A 14802-nucleotide genomic window follows, 5' to 3' on the forward strand; every position below is an offset into this window, starting at 1 on the left:
ACCACATTGCGTGATGGCGAGCAAGCGTTGTCAGCAAGCTTGACGGTTAAAGAAAAACTGCAGATTGCCTATGCGCTGGAAAGACTCGGCGTTGATGTTATCGAAGCTGGCTTCCCAATCTCTTCACCAGGTGATTTCGAGTCTGTACAAACCATCGCAAAAAACATAAAAAACAGTCGAGTTTGTGCCCTTTCGCGTGCCGTTGCGAAAGACATTGATGCTGCCGCTGAAGCCTTAAAAGTGGCCGACCAATTCCGTATCCACACGTTTTTAGCCACTTCCACCATTCACGTAGAAGACAAACTACGCCGCAGCTACGACGATGTACTAGAAATGGCAGTCAACGCCGTTAAACATGCACGTAACTACACTGATGATGTCGAGTTTTCTTGTGAAGATGCTGGTCGTACTCCAATCGACAACCTATGTCGCATGGTAGAAGCCGCCATCAATGCAGGTGCGAGTACAATCAACATTCCAGATACCGTTGGCTACACCGTACCAAGTGAGTTTGGTGGGATTATTGAAACTCTATTTAACCGCGTTCCGAACATTGATAAAGCGATCATCTCCGTTCACTGTCACGACGATTTGGGGATGTCAGTTGCCAACTCTATTGCCGCCGTTCAAGCTGGCGCACGTCAGATAGAAGGCACGATCAATGGCATTGGAGAGCGAGCGGGTAACTGTTCACTTGAAGAGATCGCAATGATCATCAAGACTCGTCAAGAGTTTTTGGGCGTTCACACTGGCATTAAGCATGATGAAATTCACCGCACCAGTAAGTTGGTTAGCCAGCTATGCAATATGCCTATTCAAAGCAACAAAGCAATTGTGGGTGCAAATGCGTTTAGCCACTCTTCAGGCATCCACCAAGATGGCATGTTGAAGAATAAGAATACCTACGAAATCATGACCCCTGAGTCTATTGGCCTAAAAAACCAAGCTCTGAACCTAACCAGCCGCAGCGGTCGCGCTGCCGTGAAGAGCCATATGGACACCATGGGTTACAACGAAGACGAGTACAACCTAGACGCACTGTATGCGGATTTCTTGAAACTTGCTGACCGCAAAGGCCAAGTGTTCGATTACGACCTAGAAGCCCTAATGCACTTCTCGAACTTGCGTGAAGAAGATGACTTCTACAAATTGAGCTACCTAAGCGTGCAGTCTGGCAGCGTAATGGCTACCACCAGCATCAAAATGCAATGCGGTGATGAAGAAATGTGTGAAGCAGCGGTCGGTAATGGCCCAGTTGATGCGCTATACCAATGTATCTACCGCGTGACAGGCTACGACATCGTTCTGGATAAATTCGACCTAACCGCGAAAGGTGAAGGTGAAGATGGTTTGGGTCAAGCAGACATCATTGCCAACTACAAAGGTCGCAAATACCACGGTACGGGTGTTTCCACCGACATCGTTGAGGCTTCCGGTCAGGCATTATTGCACGTTATTAACAGCATTCATCGTGCAGATAAAATCGAAGAAATGAAGCAGAAAAAGATTGCGACTGTGTAGTAACAACCGGGCTACACGGCTCAGGAAAGAACACGCTCGTTGAAATAATTAAGCTCAAAATTAGAAAACTTAAAGGATTAACATGACAGACAAATCGTACAAAATTGCCGTCCTACCGGGTGACGGCATTGGCCCGGAAGTAATGGCGCAGGCACATAAAGTATTGGATGCAATCGAAAAGAAACATGGTATTGCGTTTGAGCGTGACGAGCATGATGTAGGTGGTATCGCGATCGACAATCACGGTTGTCCACTTCCAGAGAGCACAATAAAAGCATGTGAAGAGTCTGATGCAGTCTTATTCGGCTCGGTTGGCGGCCCTAAGTGGGAGCACTTACCACCAAATGACCAACCTGAACGCGGTGCCCTACTGCCGCTACGTAAACACTTCCAACTGTTCTGTAACTTACGTCCAGCGCAAATTCACTCAGGTCTTGAAGCTTTCTCACCGTTACGTGCAGACATCTCGGGTCGCGGCTTTGACATCGTGGTAGTCCGTGAACTGACGGGTGGTATCTACTTCGGCCAACCGAAAGGTCGTGAAGGTGAAGGCGCAACAGAGAAAGCGTTCGACACTGAGGTGTACCACCGCTTTGAGATCGAACGTATTGCAAAAATCGCTTTTGAATCTGCACGTCTACGCCGTAAGAAGGTGTGTTCAATCGATAAAGCGAACGTTCTGCAAAGCTCAATCCTATGGCGTGAAGTGGTAGAAGAAATCGCAAAAGATTACCCAGATGTCGAGCTGTCACACATGTACATTGATAACGCGACTATGCAGCTTATCAAAGACCCTGCTCAGTTCGACGTAATGCTGTGTTCAAACATCTTCGGCGACATCATTTCTGATGAATGTGCGATGATCACAGGCTCTATGGGTATGTTGCCATCAGCAAGTCTAAACGAAAGCAAATTCGGTCTGTACGAGCCAGCAGGTGGCAGTGCACCAGATATCGCAGGTAAGAACATCGCTAACCCTGTGGCACAAATCCTGTCTGCGGCACTGATGCTACGTTATAGCCTAGGTGAGGAAACGGCGGCACAAGACATCGAAACGGCAGTTTCAAAAGCGCTATCAGCGGGGGAACTAACGGGTGACCTTGCTGGTGACAACCCAGCACTTTCGACGTCTGAGATGGGCGATAAGATCGCTGAGTACGTCTTAAACTCTTAATACAAAACAGATTCATAATAAATACTAAATCCTCGGTCAACCAATGGCTTTCCTCTAAGTCATTGGTGCAATAGCAAGGCAGCAAGCCCATTTATATTAAGGCGTTTAGTTCGCTAAATAAGCTAAATAACTGGATAAACGGGTGTCGCTAACGCAGTTATTGCGGCAACGGCGATGAGGAAAGGAAGCAAACAATGGGCAAAACATTATACGAAAAAGTCTACGACGCACACGTTGCCGTCGCAGCAGAAGGGGAAAACCCAATCTTGTACATCGACCGTCACTTGGTACACGAAGTGACGTCTCCGCAAGCATTTGACGGCTTGCGTGAAAAAGGTCGTAAAGTGCGTCAGGTCAGCAAAACTTTTGCCACCATGGACCACAACGTTTCGACAACCACCAAAGACATCAACGCATCGGGTGAGATGGCTCGTATCCAGATGGAAACGCTATCGAAAAACTGTGAAGAGTTTGGCGTTACGCTTTACGACATCAACCATAAATACCAAGGTATTGTGCATGTTATGGGCCCAGAGCTTGGTATTACCCTACCGGGCATGACCATTGTTTGTGGTGACTCGCACACGGCTACACACGGTGCATTCGGCTCTCTCGCTTTTGGTATTGGTACATCAGAAGTTGAGCACGTATTAGCAACTCAAACGCTAAAACAAGCGCGCGCCAAAACGATGAAGATCGAAGTAAAAGGCAAAGTGGCTCCGGGTATCACGGCGAAAGATATCGTGCTAGCAATCATCGGTGAAACTACAGCAGCTGGCGGTACAGGCTACGTGGTTGAATTCTGTGGTGAAGCGATCACTGACCTTTCAATGGAAGGCCGCATGACCGTATGTAACATGGCGATAGAGCTAGGTGCGAAAGCCGGTTTGATTGCGCCAGATGAAACCACGTTCGAATACATCAAAGGCCGTAAATTCTCACCTCAAGGTGCCGACTTTGATGCAGCAGTAGAATACTGGAAGACATTAAAAACTGACGATGATGCTCAGTTTGATGCAGTCGTGACGCTAAACGCAGCAGACATTAAACCACAAGTCACTTGGGGTACTAACCCAGGCCAAGTGATCGCGGTAGATCAACCTATCCCAGCACCAGAAAGCTTTGCCGACCCAGTAGAAAAGGCATCGGCAGAAAAAGCATTGGCTTACATGGGCCTAGAGGCAGGCAAGTCATTGTCTGATTACAACGTCGATAAAGTCTTCGTTGGTTCTTGTACTAACTCACGTATCGAAGACATGCGCGCAGCCGCTGAAGTAGCGAAAGGTCGCAAAGTCGCGCCTCACGTTCAAGCGCTGATCGTTCCTGGCTCTGAGCAAGTAAAAGCGCAAGCAGAAGCGGAAGGCTTGGACGTTATCTTTAAAGAAGCGGGCTTTGAGTGGCGCCTACCAGGTTGCTCGATGTGTCTAGCAATGAACAATGACCGTTTGGGCCCACATGAACGTTGTGCGTCTACTTCAAACCGTAACTTTGAAGGCCGCCAAGGTCGTGATGGCCGTACCCACCTAGTGAGCCCTGCGATGGCAGCGGCAGCAGCAATTGCTGGTCACTTTGTAGATATTCGTGAACTAGACTAAGGAGCAAACCAATGTCAGGCTTTAAACAACACACAGGCTTAGTTGTTCCTCTAGATGCAGCGAACGTTGATACTGATGCCATCATTCCAAAGCAGTTCCTACAAAAGGTCTCCCGCCTAGGGTTTGGTAAGCACCTATTCCATGACTGGCGCTTCCTAGACGATGCTGGCGAACAGCCAAATCCAGAGTTCGTGATGAACGCACCTCGCTACCAAGGCGCGTCTATCTTGCTGGCTCGTGAAAACTTCGGCTGTGGCTCATCTCGTGAGCACGCACCGTGGGCACTAGCGGATTACGGCATCAAAGCGATGATCGCACCAAGCTTTGCCGATATTTTTTACGGCAACTCGATCAACAACCAAATGGTGCCAGTTCGTTTGACTGAACAAGAAGTGGATGAAATCTTCCAGTTTGTTGAGGCAAATGAAGGTGCAGAAGTCGAGGTCGACCTAGAAGCGAATGTCGTTCGTGCCAACGGCAAAGAATATGGTTTTGAAATCGATTCGTTCCGTCGTCATTGCTTGCTAAACGGTTTGGACAACATTGGCCTAACCCTTCAACACGAAGATAAGATTGCTGAGTACGAAGCGAATATTCCAAGCTTCTTGCGTTAAGACGCGTTAGTAAATACACAAATCAAGGGCTGGCAATTGTCGGCCCTTGATTTGTTTTGGGTGACTGATCTCATATCGCTTTGCTTACAGAATACCGAACGCCTCTGTTGAAATTCGTCATCCTGAACAGCGACGAAGGAGCGTGATTCAGGATCGACTACCACAGCGCACTGTACAGATTCATACTGTCTTTACTCAAGAGTTTGTGGGTATTAGATTCCTGATATCGCTTATGCTCCTCGGAATGACAGCGAATAAAGGCCACTGATTACTGAAAGAAAACAAGCACTAAACTGGTCTACACTATCAACAATATCTCATTCAAAGGTATCTCTATGAAGCGTCTGTTATTGCTGTTGTGTGCTCTGGTTTCTTTCTCGACATTGTCCGCGCCTAAATCCGACTTATGGCCATATTGGAAACAATCGAATCAAGCCAACCAAACCCAAATTTCTCATCAAGAATGGCAACAACTGCTCGATACTTATTTAGTTGAACAAGGCGAGAATACCTTGTTTCGTTATAGCCAAGTCTCCTCTGTCGATAAAACTAAGCTGAAACAATACATCCAGCGTTTGGCAAAACTAGACCCTCTACAATACAACCAAGCAGAGCAATATGCCTATTGGGTAAACCTTTACAACGCCATCACGGTAGATCTTATTTTGGATAACTATCCAGTCGAATCAATCACCAAGCTAGGTGGTTTATTTAGCTTTGGTCCTTGGGGAGACGATGTGGTCGTGGTCAATGGGAAGGATCTAACTTTAAACGATATTGAACATCGAATTTTGCGTCCAATTTGGAATGACCCAAGAACGCATTACGCGGTTAACTGTGCCAGCCTAGGATGCCCTAATCTGCAATCTCAAGCATTCACTGCTGACAACACGCAAGCTCTACTGGATAGTGCCGCCAAAACATTTATCAACAGCAGCAAAGGCGTATCTATCCAAGGTAACACGGCACAGCTGTCTTCTATTTATGATTGGTTTGCAACGGACTTTGGTGGAGAAAAACAAATCTTCAAACACATCGCAAAGTACGCACCGCAATACAAAAACTTCTCTGGCAAAGTGAAATACGAATACGATTGGGACTTGAATCAAGCCAACTAAACTGGGGGATGTGAGGTCAATTAGCATTAGGGACATAATAGGCCAAAAGCTAAAGACACCGGCAACTCAAAGACTAAGACATGAAAAAAAAGGGCACTGAGTGCCCTTTTTTACATCCAAATGTTTGATAGAAAACGTCCGACTACTTAAAGCCTTTAACCTTCTTAATAAGATCGTAAGCGTTTTGAATCTCTTGAGATTTCTCTTTCGCGACGTTCATCATCTCTGGTGGTAAACCTTTAGCCATCAATTTGTCCGGGTGATGCTCGTTCATCAGTTTACGATAAGCACGCTTAACGGTTTTACTGTCTGCATCTGAAGACACATCCAGAATTTTGTACGCGTCGGCCAACTGATCCGCTTGTGAAGCTTGTTGCCAGCTACCACCTGAAGATTGGCCTTGATGCTGACCATGAAAACCGCCCTGGCTTTGGAAACGAAATGCGGCTTCTTGCATTTGCAAACGACGCTCTAATTGCTCAGAAGAGAAACCCAAACCACGTGCAATCTTGTGTAGTACATTTCGTTCACTCGGGTGGATCGAGCCATCTGCAAAGGCCGCCGAGATTTGCAGCTCTAAGAAAAATTGCAACAAGTCAAAGCGACCAGCTGTCGAAATTTTCACACGAACAAGAACATCTTCTAACGGAAAGTCGCTGTCTTTACCTTCACGAAACGCGTCTTGCGCTGCGCGACGCTGTTCGCCATGCAAATTCATGCGGTCCATCATGGCTGAAGCCAGTTGGATTTCCTCTTTGGTGACTTGGCCTTTCGCTTTTGCCACATGTCCCATTACCGCAAACGCCGCTTTAAAAAACTCTTCTTGGCGCTGAGCTTGACTTGGCCCTTTTCCAAAGCCGCCAGTAGAGAACCCGGCTTGACTCAAGCGACGTGCTTTATCGAATTGATGGCCAATAAATAAGCCAAAGAGTAAACCTAGCGGCCCGCCAAGTAACAAGCCAAAAAAGGCACCCAGAATTTTGCCAAAAATATGCATTATGTGTTCTCTATCAATGAATTTTTATCGACGACGGCGGTCTTATAGTGCCGGATGCAACGATTTCCTTTATGATAATGGAATTAGTTTTATTTCGGCTAGGCCATTTCGCCTGCTTATCTTTGCAGCTATTTTGTCGTCATTATGCCACAGTGAATCAATACGCTGGGATAAATGCGACTATAGTTGATTCATTTGGCTATTACGCTAGGGTACAACAAGCCCTATAGCCATCGAGTAGTAGTGACACAGGAAAGTTCAATTCAATGCAACATTTCTCCCGCACATTTTTAGCGGCCTCTATCAGCACCGCCTTGTTTGTACCCACCACTCAAGCTGAAGCGAATATCCATGATAGTGTGCAGGAAATGCCCGCCACAGATCAATGTTTGGTCGATACAAGTGGCGAGGAGGACGCTCTTAATACCCCAGTAGTGGTAGAAGCTGACACCCTGCAAGCCATCAATGGTGACAAAGCTCAGTACTCAGGTAATGTACAAGTCACCCAAGGCCAGAAGAAAATTACCGCAGATAGCGTAACGCTGCACCAACAAGACAACGTCGTGGTTGCCGAAGGCAACGTGACTTTCAATGACGGCCAAGTCAAAGCTCGATCTGATCGTGTTACTAACGACATTAATCAAGATACGTTTTCACTTGAGAACACTGATTATCAGTTCCTTTGCCAACAAGGTCGAGGCACTGCAGCCTATATCGCTCGCACAGGTCAGTCGGTTTATGAACTCGAAGACGGCTCTATCACATCGTGCCCTCAAGGCGATAATTCATGGCGATTGGTTGCGTCAGGCATCGATGTTGACCAAGATGAAGAGACAGCGACACTGCACCATCCTCGATTTGAAGTGTTAGATGTGCCTGTTTTCTATGTGCCGTATCTAACCATGCCAATTGGAGATACGCGTAAAACGGGTTTCCTCTTTCCTTCTTTATCGTATGGTTCTAGTGATGGTATGGAAGTCGAGGTGCCATTCTATTGGAACATCGCGCCTCAATATGACATGACACTCACCACGCTCTATATGCAGCAACGTGGTACAAAACTCGATACTGATTTCCGCTACCTAACAGATGGTTGGGGAAATGGGGAAATCAAAGGCGAATACCTCAATAGTGATCGCAAATATCAGGACGAGTCTCGTTGGGGCTACCAAGTTAAACACGACGGTATCATCAATAAACAGTGGATAGTCAAAGTCGATTACTCAAAAGTGAGTGATATTGATTACTTCCTCGATCTCGACTCCGACATTGGTAACCGTGAAGATGGTCAACTGGTTCAAGAAGGACAAGTACAATATCGTTCTGACTTCTGGGATGCCTCGTTAACCGTTCGTGACTTCCAAATCTTATTGAAAGAAGAGAACCGCCCTTATCGCCTGCTTCCTCAGTTAGACTTGAACTACTACACGCCGTTGTGGGGAGACTACCTTAACTTTGACGTGAAGAGCCAAGTGAGCCGCTTCGATACCAGCGATGCTGCGCGACCAAATGCGACCCGTGTTCACATTGAACCAGGGCTTACATTACCACTCTCAAACTCATGGGCAACGTGGACAACAGAAGCGCGTGTGCTCTCTACGTATTACTCTCAAGACTTAACGGGTTTGACAGATGTAAACTTGCAAAACCAGTTGGATGATGAAGTTTCTCGTGTTATTCCTGAGTTCCGCACGCATGCGCAACTTTACTTAGAGCGAGATACAAGCTGGATCAAGGGCTACACCCAAACACTGGAGCCTCAGCTGCAGTACTTGTACGTACCTGAAGAAGATCAAACCAACATCTACAACTACGATACCACCTTGCTACAAACCGACTACTACGGGCTATTCCGCAGTCGTAAGTACAGTGGCATTGATAAAATCGCCTCGGCGAACCAGTTAAGCTACGGTGCGAGTACTCGCTTCTTTGATGATGACTATAAAGAGCGTCTTAACGTTTCATTTGGTCAGATTTACTACTTCGATAAAAAGACCAAACTGAGCAACAGCCCAAATCTTCCGGATGAGACAACCAATTACTCATCATGGGCGATTGAAGCTGATTTCAACTACAACGATTACTTGTTCTATCACGGTGGAATTCAATACGATATTGATTTGAGCTCCATGCAGTTGGCAAACAGTACCTTGGAATACCAATTCAACGGCGGCTTTATTCAGGGTAACTATCGCTACGTTACGCGTGAATACATCGAAGATACGATCATTCTCGAAAACCTAGACACAATTACTCGTAAAGGTATTTCTCAAGCAGGTATTGTAGCGGCCTACGAGTTCAACCCGAACTGGTCTGCGAGTGGTCAATACTACTACGACCTCAATGAAAATGCGGACCTAGAATGGTTAGCGAGCCTACGTTACCAATCTGACTGTTGGTACATTGGCGTCACTTACTCAAACCAATTGCTTGGTTGGGAAGACCAAGCTATCGGCAGCACCGGGGCATCACCTGAATACGAAAATAACTTCAGCGTTAACTTCGGTATTCAAGGCTTTGCGACCAACCAGCGTGAAGACACTGCTGTCAAAGAACTGGATGGTTCTGATAACGCGATTAAGTACGGCCGCCCATTCTATCTGAACAATTAATCAAAATAGGCGTCTTAAATGAATAAGACGCCTATTCAAAAATACTGACGGAATTTTAAATGAAAATTTGGAAATCAATCTTATTCACGACCCTACTCTCTTGCGGAGCGGTTGCAGCACCAGTAGAGATCGATAAGGTTGCGGTCATCGTGAACGACGGTGTAGTTCTACAAAGCGACATCGAAACAGCGATGAAAACGCTGCAAGCCAACGCTCGTCAAAGTGGAAAGAGCTTACCTTCTACCAGCGTGTTAAAAGAACAAGTCGTTGAAAAACTTATCATTGATACGTTGCAAGGCCAAGAAGCAGACCGTATTGGTGTGCGTATTGACGACAACCGTTTAAACCAAGCGATTGCAGAGATCGCACGTAATAATGAGCAATCGGTAGAACAACTCGCTGCTTCTGTAGAAAGTGAAGGTTTAAGTTACCCAGAATTCCGCGAACAAATTCGTAAGGAAATCGCCGCATCAGAAGCTCGCAATGCACTGGTTCGTCGCCGTATTAATATCCTTCCAGCAGAGGTCGATAGCCTTGCTGAGCAACTATCACAAGAAACCAATGCGACTGTTCAATACAAAATTGGACACATTCAACTGCGCTTCTCTGACGATAAAGAAAAGTCAGCTGTAGAAGCAGAAGCTAAAGCGCTCGCGAAAAAGCTAAACGAAGGTGCAGACTTTACGGAGATGGCCTACACCTACTCAAAAGGTCCTAAAGCTTTACAAGGTGGTGACTGGGGCTGGATGCGTAAAGAAGAGATGCCAACCATCTTTGCTGATCAGATCAAGATGCAAAACAAAGGCAGCATTATTGGTCCTTTCCGTAGTGGCGTTGGTTTCCACATCCTAAAAATAGAGGATGTCAAAGGCCTAGAAACGGTTGCGGTAACGGAAGTAAATGCGCGTCATATTTTGATTAAACCTACCGTGATTCTGAGCGACGAAGGGGCGAAGAAGCAACTGAATGAATTTGTACGCCGCATCAAAGCCGGTGAAGCAACGTTCGCTCAATTGGCAACACAATACAGTCAAGATCCTGGCTCGGCAGCACAAGACGGTGAACTAGGTTATCAAACACCAGATCTTTACGTGCCAGAATTCAAGCACCAAGTAGAAACTCTGCCAGTTGGCTCAATCAGCGAACCGTTCAAAACCGTTCACGGCTGGCATATCGTTGAAGTGTTGGATCGTCGCCAAGTGGACCGCACTGACTCAGCGATGAAGAACAAAGCTTACCGTATTCTATTTAATCGTAAATTTAATGAAGAAGCGGGCGCATGGATGCAAGAGCTACGCGCAAGTGCGTTTGTTGAAATCGTGGATGACAACAATGACAACTAATACAATTCGTAGAATTGTCGTAACCGCAGGGGAACCTGCGGGTATCGGCCCAGACTTAGTGCTTGCCCTATCGAAAGAAGATTGGGCGCACCAAATTGTCGTCTGTGCCGATAAGAATATGCTGACGGAGCGAGCCAAGCAGCTTGGCATCGAAGTCCAACTATCTGATTACAATCCAGAAGAAGCACCTAAAGCACAAAAAGCGGGCACGCTTATCGTTGACCATATCCAAATATCGGAACCTGCGGTCGCAGGCGAGCTCAATGAAGCGAATGGCCACTATGTACTAAAAACGCTAGAAAGAGCGGCTTTAGGCTGTATGAATGATGAATTTGATGCTATTGTCACCGGCCCTGTTCATAAGGGGGTGATTAATCGCGCAGGTGTTGCATTCAGTGGTCATACTGAATTTTTCGCCGAGAAGTCACAAACGCCGCTAGTCGTAATGATGCTAGCAACGGAAGGACTTCGCGTGGCGCTGGTTACAACACATATTCCTTTAGCTTATGTGTCCAAAGCTGTCACCGAAGAGCGATTAGAAAAAATCATCGATATTCTTCATAAAGACCTTGTAGAAAAGTTTGCTATCGCACAACCAAACATCTACGTTTGCGGGCTTAACCCTCATGCTGGCGAAGATGGCTGCTTAGGTCGTGAAGAGATCGAAACCATCACTCCGACACTGGAAAAAGTTCGACAAGAAAAAGGTATCAACCTGATCGGCCCTCTGCCGGCTGATACCATTTTCAATGAAAAATATTTAAATGATGCTGATGCTGTTTTAGGCATGTACCATGATCAAGTGTTGCCAGTATTAAAATACAAAGGCTTTGGTCGTTCAGTAAACATTACTCTTGGTCTACCTTTTATTAGAACATCGGTGGACCACGGTACTGCATTAGATCTGGCAGGGACAGGTCAAGCGGATACAGGGAGTTTCCGAACAGCGCTCACGCATGCGATAGATTTGGTAGAGAAGAAACAATGAGAAATGATGTCCATTTAGGACACAAAGCGCGTAAACGTTTTGGTCAAAACTTCCTGAACGATCCATACATTATTGATGGAATCGTATCAGCGATTAACCCAAAACCAGGTCAAAACCTGGTTGAAATCGGTCCTGGTCTTGGTGCAATCACTGAGCCAGTAGGTCGTGAAGTAGATAAGTTCACAGTTATCGAATTAGACCGCGATCTGGCGGAACGCCTACGTACTCACCCTGAACTGGCAGATAAGTTGACCATCCATGAGGGTGACGCTATGCGTTTTGACTTCACTCAACTAGTGAAGCCAAACAACAAGCTGCGCATTTTTGGTAACTTGCCGTACAACATCTCTACACCATTGATGTTCCACCTTTTCGAGTTCCATAAAGACATTCAAGACATGCACTTTATGTTGCAAAAAGAAGTGGTAAACCGCTTAGCCGCCGGCCCTGGCAGCAAAGCTTACGGCCGTTTAACGGTAATGGCTCAGTACTACTGTAAAGTGGTACCGGTACTGGAAGTACCGCCAACGGCATTCGTTCCACCACCGAAAGTGGATTCTGCCGTTGTTCGTTTAGTGCCTTACGAAGAGCTGCCATGCCCGGCGAAAGATCTGCGTTTGCTCGATCGCGTTTGTCGTGAAGGCTTTAACCAACGTCGTAAAACAGTTCGTAACTGCTACAAATCGTTGTTAAGCACAGAAGTACTAGAAGAGCTAGGTGTTAATCCAAGCATGCGTCCAGAGAACCTGACGCTAGAACAATTCGTCGCAATGGCGAACTGGCTTGCGGATAACCCGCAGCACTAAGAACTCAAACAATGAGCCAAACCCTTGTAGGTTTGGCTTATTATTATTGGGATATTACGTTTCTGAGGAGTGCACATGGACGTCATTCAACCTTGCATCAAAATTCAAGTTCACACCAAATACATCGAAGAACAGTCCAACCCAGAGCTACAACGCTACGTTTTCGCTTATATCATCACCATCAAAAACCTTAGCCAGCAAACCGTACAGTTAGTGAGCCGCCGCTGGCTAATCACAGACTCGAATGGCAAGCAAATGACGGTTGAAGGTGACGGAGTGGTAGGCCAGCAGCCCTTTATTCCAAGCAATGATGAATACACGTACAGTAGCGGAACCGCGTTAGAAACCCCTGTCGGCGTTATGCAAGGACACTACAAAATGCTGGATGAGAAAGGGCAAGAGTTCATCACCGAAATCGAACCATTTCGCTTGGCTGTTCCAAATGTTTTAAATTAGTAAATTGGAGATTCAGTGGCTACCTATATTGTTGGTGACATCCAAGGCTGTTTTGATGAATTGCAGCGACTACTAGAAAAAGTATCTTTCTCTGCGAAAAAAGACCAACTTTGGCTTGCTGGTGATTTGGTCGCCAGAGGGCCTAAATCACTAGAAACGTTACGCTTTGTGAAGTCACTTGGCGCAAGCGCAATCGTGGTGCTTGGTAATCACGACCTTCACCTTCTAGCAGTGGCTCACGGGATAAAAAAGGTCAAAGACAAAGATAGAACCGCACCTATTTTCACGGCCCCTGACAAAGAGGAACTACTGACATGGCTAGCTCAGCAACCTCTAATGGCCGAGCATGACGAGTTCGTGATGTGTCACGCTGGCATATCACCGCAGTGGAATCTAAAAACAGCGAGAAAGTGTGCCCGTGAAGTTGAGCGCATCATCCAAAGTGAAGAGCTGCCTTGGCTATTAAAAAACATGTACAGCAATCAACCTGATTCCTGGGATGACTCTCTACAGGGTTTGGACCGATACCGTTATATTATCAATGCTTTTACGCGGATGCGCTTTTGTTTCCCTGATGGTCGTTTGGATATGGATTGTAAATTGCCACCGCAACAAGTTTCCGGTAACGAACTTATTCCATGGTTTGAGGTGCCTAAACGTATCCACTTAAACAAAGCGGTGCTCTTTGGGCACTGGGCTGCACTACAAGGCTATATGAACAACGAAGTCATCGGGCTAGATACTGGCTGCGTTTGGGGCGGAAGTCTGACCATGATCCGTTGGGAAGATAAGAAAATTTTCACTCAGGATGCGTTAAGTTAAACACTGAATAACAGTCGATAATCCATAGTAGGAGGAATACCTGTCACTTAACACTTCCTGTAGGGTCATTCCAACGAGCCTTAACGAGACTAGGAATCTAATATCCTCGCGCTGCGAATAGATAGAAATACCTTTGACAACAAGGTACTCGTATAGAGGCTCCTGAATCTCGCTCTTTCGTCGCTTTTCAGGATGACGGTAGGTTGGGATGGCCGCTCGCTGTTACACGAACGGCATTACCGTATTAACTACGCGGTGTTAATCTCGAATTACTTTTCTAACACAGTAAAGCGCATGTTGTAGGCGTTCTTCTCATCGGCTTGATACATTTCTGAGTAAGTCTCCTTAAACTCGTCTCCCCAATCTGGGAACTGAGTATCACCATCAATGGCCGCTTCAATGTGTGTTACATACAGTTTATTGGCCATAGGCAGACAAGTGGTGTAAATCGCACCACCACCAATGATCATCACTTCTTCCACATCACCTGCGACTTCCAGAGCCTGCTCAATCGATGTTACGGTAGTGACACCTTCGATCTTTAGTGTCTCATCACGGCTAATAACAATATTCAAGCGACCTGGTAAAGGGCGACCAATAGACTCATAGGTTTTGCGTCCCATCACAACCGGTTTTCCCATGGTACAACGCTTAAACCAAGCGAAATCGGCGGGAAGATGCCAAGGCATTTGATTGTCTTTGCCAATGATGCGATTGTCGGCCATCGCGGCAATCATACTAATGATCATGTTAGGT

General features: G+C 46.3%; 13 protein-coding genes. 11 read left to right on the forward strand and 2 right to left on the reverse strand.

Features of this window, described 5'->3' with window-relative positions; genetic code table 11:
• The 5 genes from leuA to R8269_RS10410 all read left to right on the forward strand — a co-directional run.
• Window positions 1-1521 (forward strand): 2-isopropylmalate synthase (leuA, locus tag R8269_RS10390; protein WP_318128618.1); only part of this gene is annotated, 1521 nt, incomplete at its 5' end.
• 82 nt (window positions 1522-1603) lie between these two features.
• On the forward strand, window positions 1604-2695 hold the full coding sequence (leuB, locus tag R8269_RS10395) for a 3-isopropylmalate dehydrogenase (protein WP_033906035.1): 1092 nt from the start codon (window positions 1604-1606) through the stop codon (window positions 2693-2695).
• 194 nt (window positions 2696-2889) lie between these two features.
• Window positions 2890-4290, forward strand: coding sequence for a 3-isopropylmalate dehydratase large subunit (gene leuC, locus R8269_RS10400; protein WP_005379681.1), 1401 nt, complete (start codon window positions 2890-2892; stop codon window positions 4288-4290).
• 11 nt (window positions 4291-4301) lie between these two features.
• The gene (gene leuD, locus R8269_RS10405; protein WP_005383071.1) at window positions 4302-4904 is read left to right on the forward strand and encodes a 3-isopropylmalate dehydratase small subunit; all 603 of its coding nucleotides are present in this window, start codon (window positions 4302-4304) and stop codon (window positions 4902-4904) included.
• A gap of 335 nt (window positions 4905-5239) precedes the next feature.
• Window positions 5240-6022 (forward strand): DUF547 domain-containing protein, encoded by a 783-nt coding sequence (locus R8269_RS10410; protein ID WP_005383074.1) that lies wholly within the window; start codon window positions 5240-5242, stop codon window positions 6020-6022.
• A 142-nt stretch (window positions 6023-6164) separates the two neighbouring features.
• Here R8269_RS10410 and djlA read toward each other — a convergent pair whose 3' ends face one another.
• Window positions 6165-7019, reverse strand: coding sequence for a co-chaperone DjlA (djlA, locus tag R8269_RS10415; protein WP_005383076.1), 855 nt, complete (start codon window positions 7017-7019; stop codon window positions 6165-6167).
• Window positions 7020-7285: 266 nt separating this feature from the next.
• Here djlA and lptD point away from each other — a divergent pair, with 266 nt between their 5' ends.
• From lptD to apaH, 6 genes are all read left to right on the forward strand, one after another.
• Complete coding sequence (gene lptD / locus R8269_RS10420) at window positions 7286-9631, forward strand: LPS assembly protein LptD (protein WP_005379673.1); 2346 nt, start codon at window positions 7286-7288, stop codon at window positions 9629-9631.
• 59 nt (window positions 9632-9690) lie between these two features.
• Window positions 9691-10974, forward strand: a complete 1284-nt coding sequence (gene surA, locus R8269_RS10425; protein ID WP_005379672.1) for a peptidylprolyl isomerase SurA — start codon at window positions 9691-9693, stop codon at window positions 10972-10974.
• Window positions 10964-11962 (forward strand): 4-hydroxythreonine-4-phosphate dehydrogenase PdxA, encoded by a 999-nt coding sequence (gene pdxA, locus R8269_RS10430; protein WP_064353592.1) that lies wholly within the window; start codon window positions 10964-10966, stop codon window positions 11960-11962. Before surA ends, pdxA begins: the two co-directional genes overlap by 11 nt.
• Complete coding sequence (rsmA, locus tag R8269_RS10435) at window positions 11959-12768, forward strand: 16S rRNA (adenine(1518)-N(6)/adenine(1519)-N(6))-dimethyltransferase RsmA (protein WP_005379669.1); 810 nt, start codon at window positions 11959-11961, stop codon at window positions 12766-12768. Before pdxA ends, rsmA begins: the two co-directional genes overlap by 4 nt.
• A gap of 75 nt (window positions 12769-12843) precedes the next feature.
• Window positions 12844-13224 carry a Co2+/Mg2+ efflux protein ApaG gene (gene apaG, locus R8269_RS10440; protein ID WP_005379668.1) on the forward strand — a complete coding sequence of 127 codons (381 nt, stop codon included), beginning with the start codon at window positions 12844-12846 and terminating at the stop codon, window positions 13222-13224.
• A gap of 15 nt (window positions 13225-13239) precedes the next feature.
• Entirely contained in the window at window positions 13240-14046 is an 807-nt protein-coding gene (gene apaH, locus R8269_RS10445; RefSeq protein ID WP_169644226.1) for a bis(5'-nucleosyl)-tetraphosphatase (symmetrical) ApaH, read from the forward strand.
• Window positions 14047-14315: 269 nt separating this feature from the next.
• Here the strand turns inward: apaH and folA are convergent, their stop codons facing one another.
• Window positions 14316-14795 carry a type 3 dihydrofolate reductase gene (folA, locus tag R8269_RS10450; protein WP_005379666.1) on the reverse strand — a complete coding sequence of 160 codons (480 nt, stop codon included), beginning with the start codon at window positions 14793-14795 and terminating at the stop codon, window positions 14316-14318.
• Between the last annotated feature and the right edge of the window lie 7 nt (window positions 14796-14802).

This window comes from Vibrio sp. Vb0667, assembly GCF_033391095.1.

What these genes read in the sequence shown, in the direction of transcription:
- rsmA (WP_005379669.1), top strand. Translation starts at nt 11,959, where the DNA reads ATGAGAAATGATGTCCATTTAGGACACAAAGCGCGTAAACGTTTTGGT.
- surA (WP_005379672.1), top strand. Translation starts at nt 9,691, where the DNA reads ATGAAAATTTGGAAATCAATCTTATTCACGACCCTACTCTCTTGCGGA.
- leuD (WP_005383071.1), top strand. Translation starts at nt 4,302, where the DNA reads ATGTCAGGCTTTAAACAACACACAGGCTTAGTTGTTCCTCTAGATGCA.
- pdxA (WP_064353592.1), top strand. Translation starts at nt 10,964, where the DNA reads ATGACAACTAATACAATTCGTAGAATTGTCGTAACCGCAGGGGAACCT.
- folA (WP_005379666.1), bottom strand. Translation starts at nt 14,795, where the DNA reads ATGATCATTAGTATGATTGCCGCGATGGCCGACAATCGCATCATTGGC.
- R8269_RS10410 (WP_005383074.1), top strand. Translation starts at nt 5,240, where the DNA reads ATGAAGCGTCTGTTATTGCTGTTGTGTGCTCTGGTTTCTTTCTCGACA.
- djlA (WP_005383076.1), bottom strand. Translation starts at nt 7,019, where the DNA reads ATGCATATTTTTGGCAAAATTCTGGGTGCCTTTTTTGGCTTGTTACTT.
- lptD (WP_005379673.1), top strand. Translation starts at nt 7,286, where the DNA reads ATGCAACATTTCTCCCGCACATTTTTAGCGGCCTCTATCAGCACCGCC.
- leuC (WP_005379681.1), top strand. Translation starts at nt 2,890, where the DNA reads ATGGGCAAAACATTATACGAAAAAGTCTACGACGCACACGTTGCCGTC.
- leuB (WP_033906035.1), top strand. Translation starts at nt 1,604, where the DNA reads ATGACAGACAAATCGTACAAAATTGCCGTCCTACCGGGTGACGGCATT.
- apaG (WP_005379668.1), top strand. Translation starts at nt 12,844, where the DNA reads ATGGACGTCATTCAACCTTGCATCAAAATTCAAGTTCACACCAAATAC.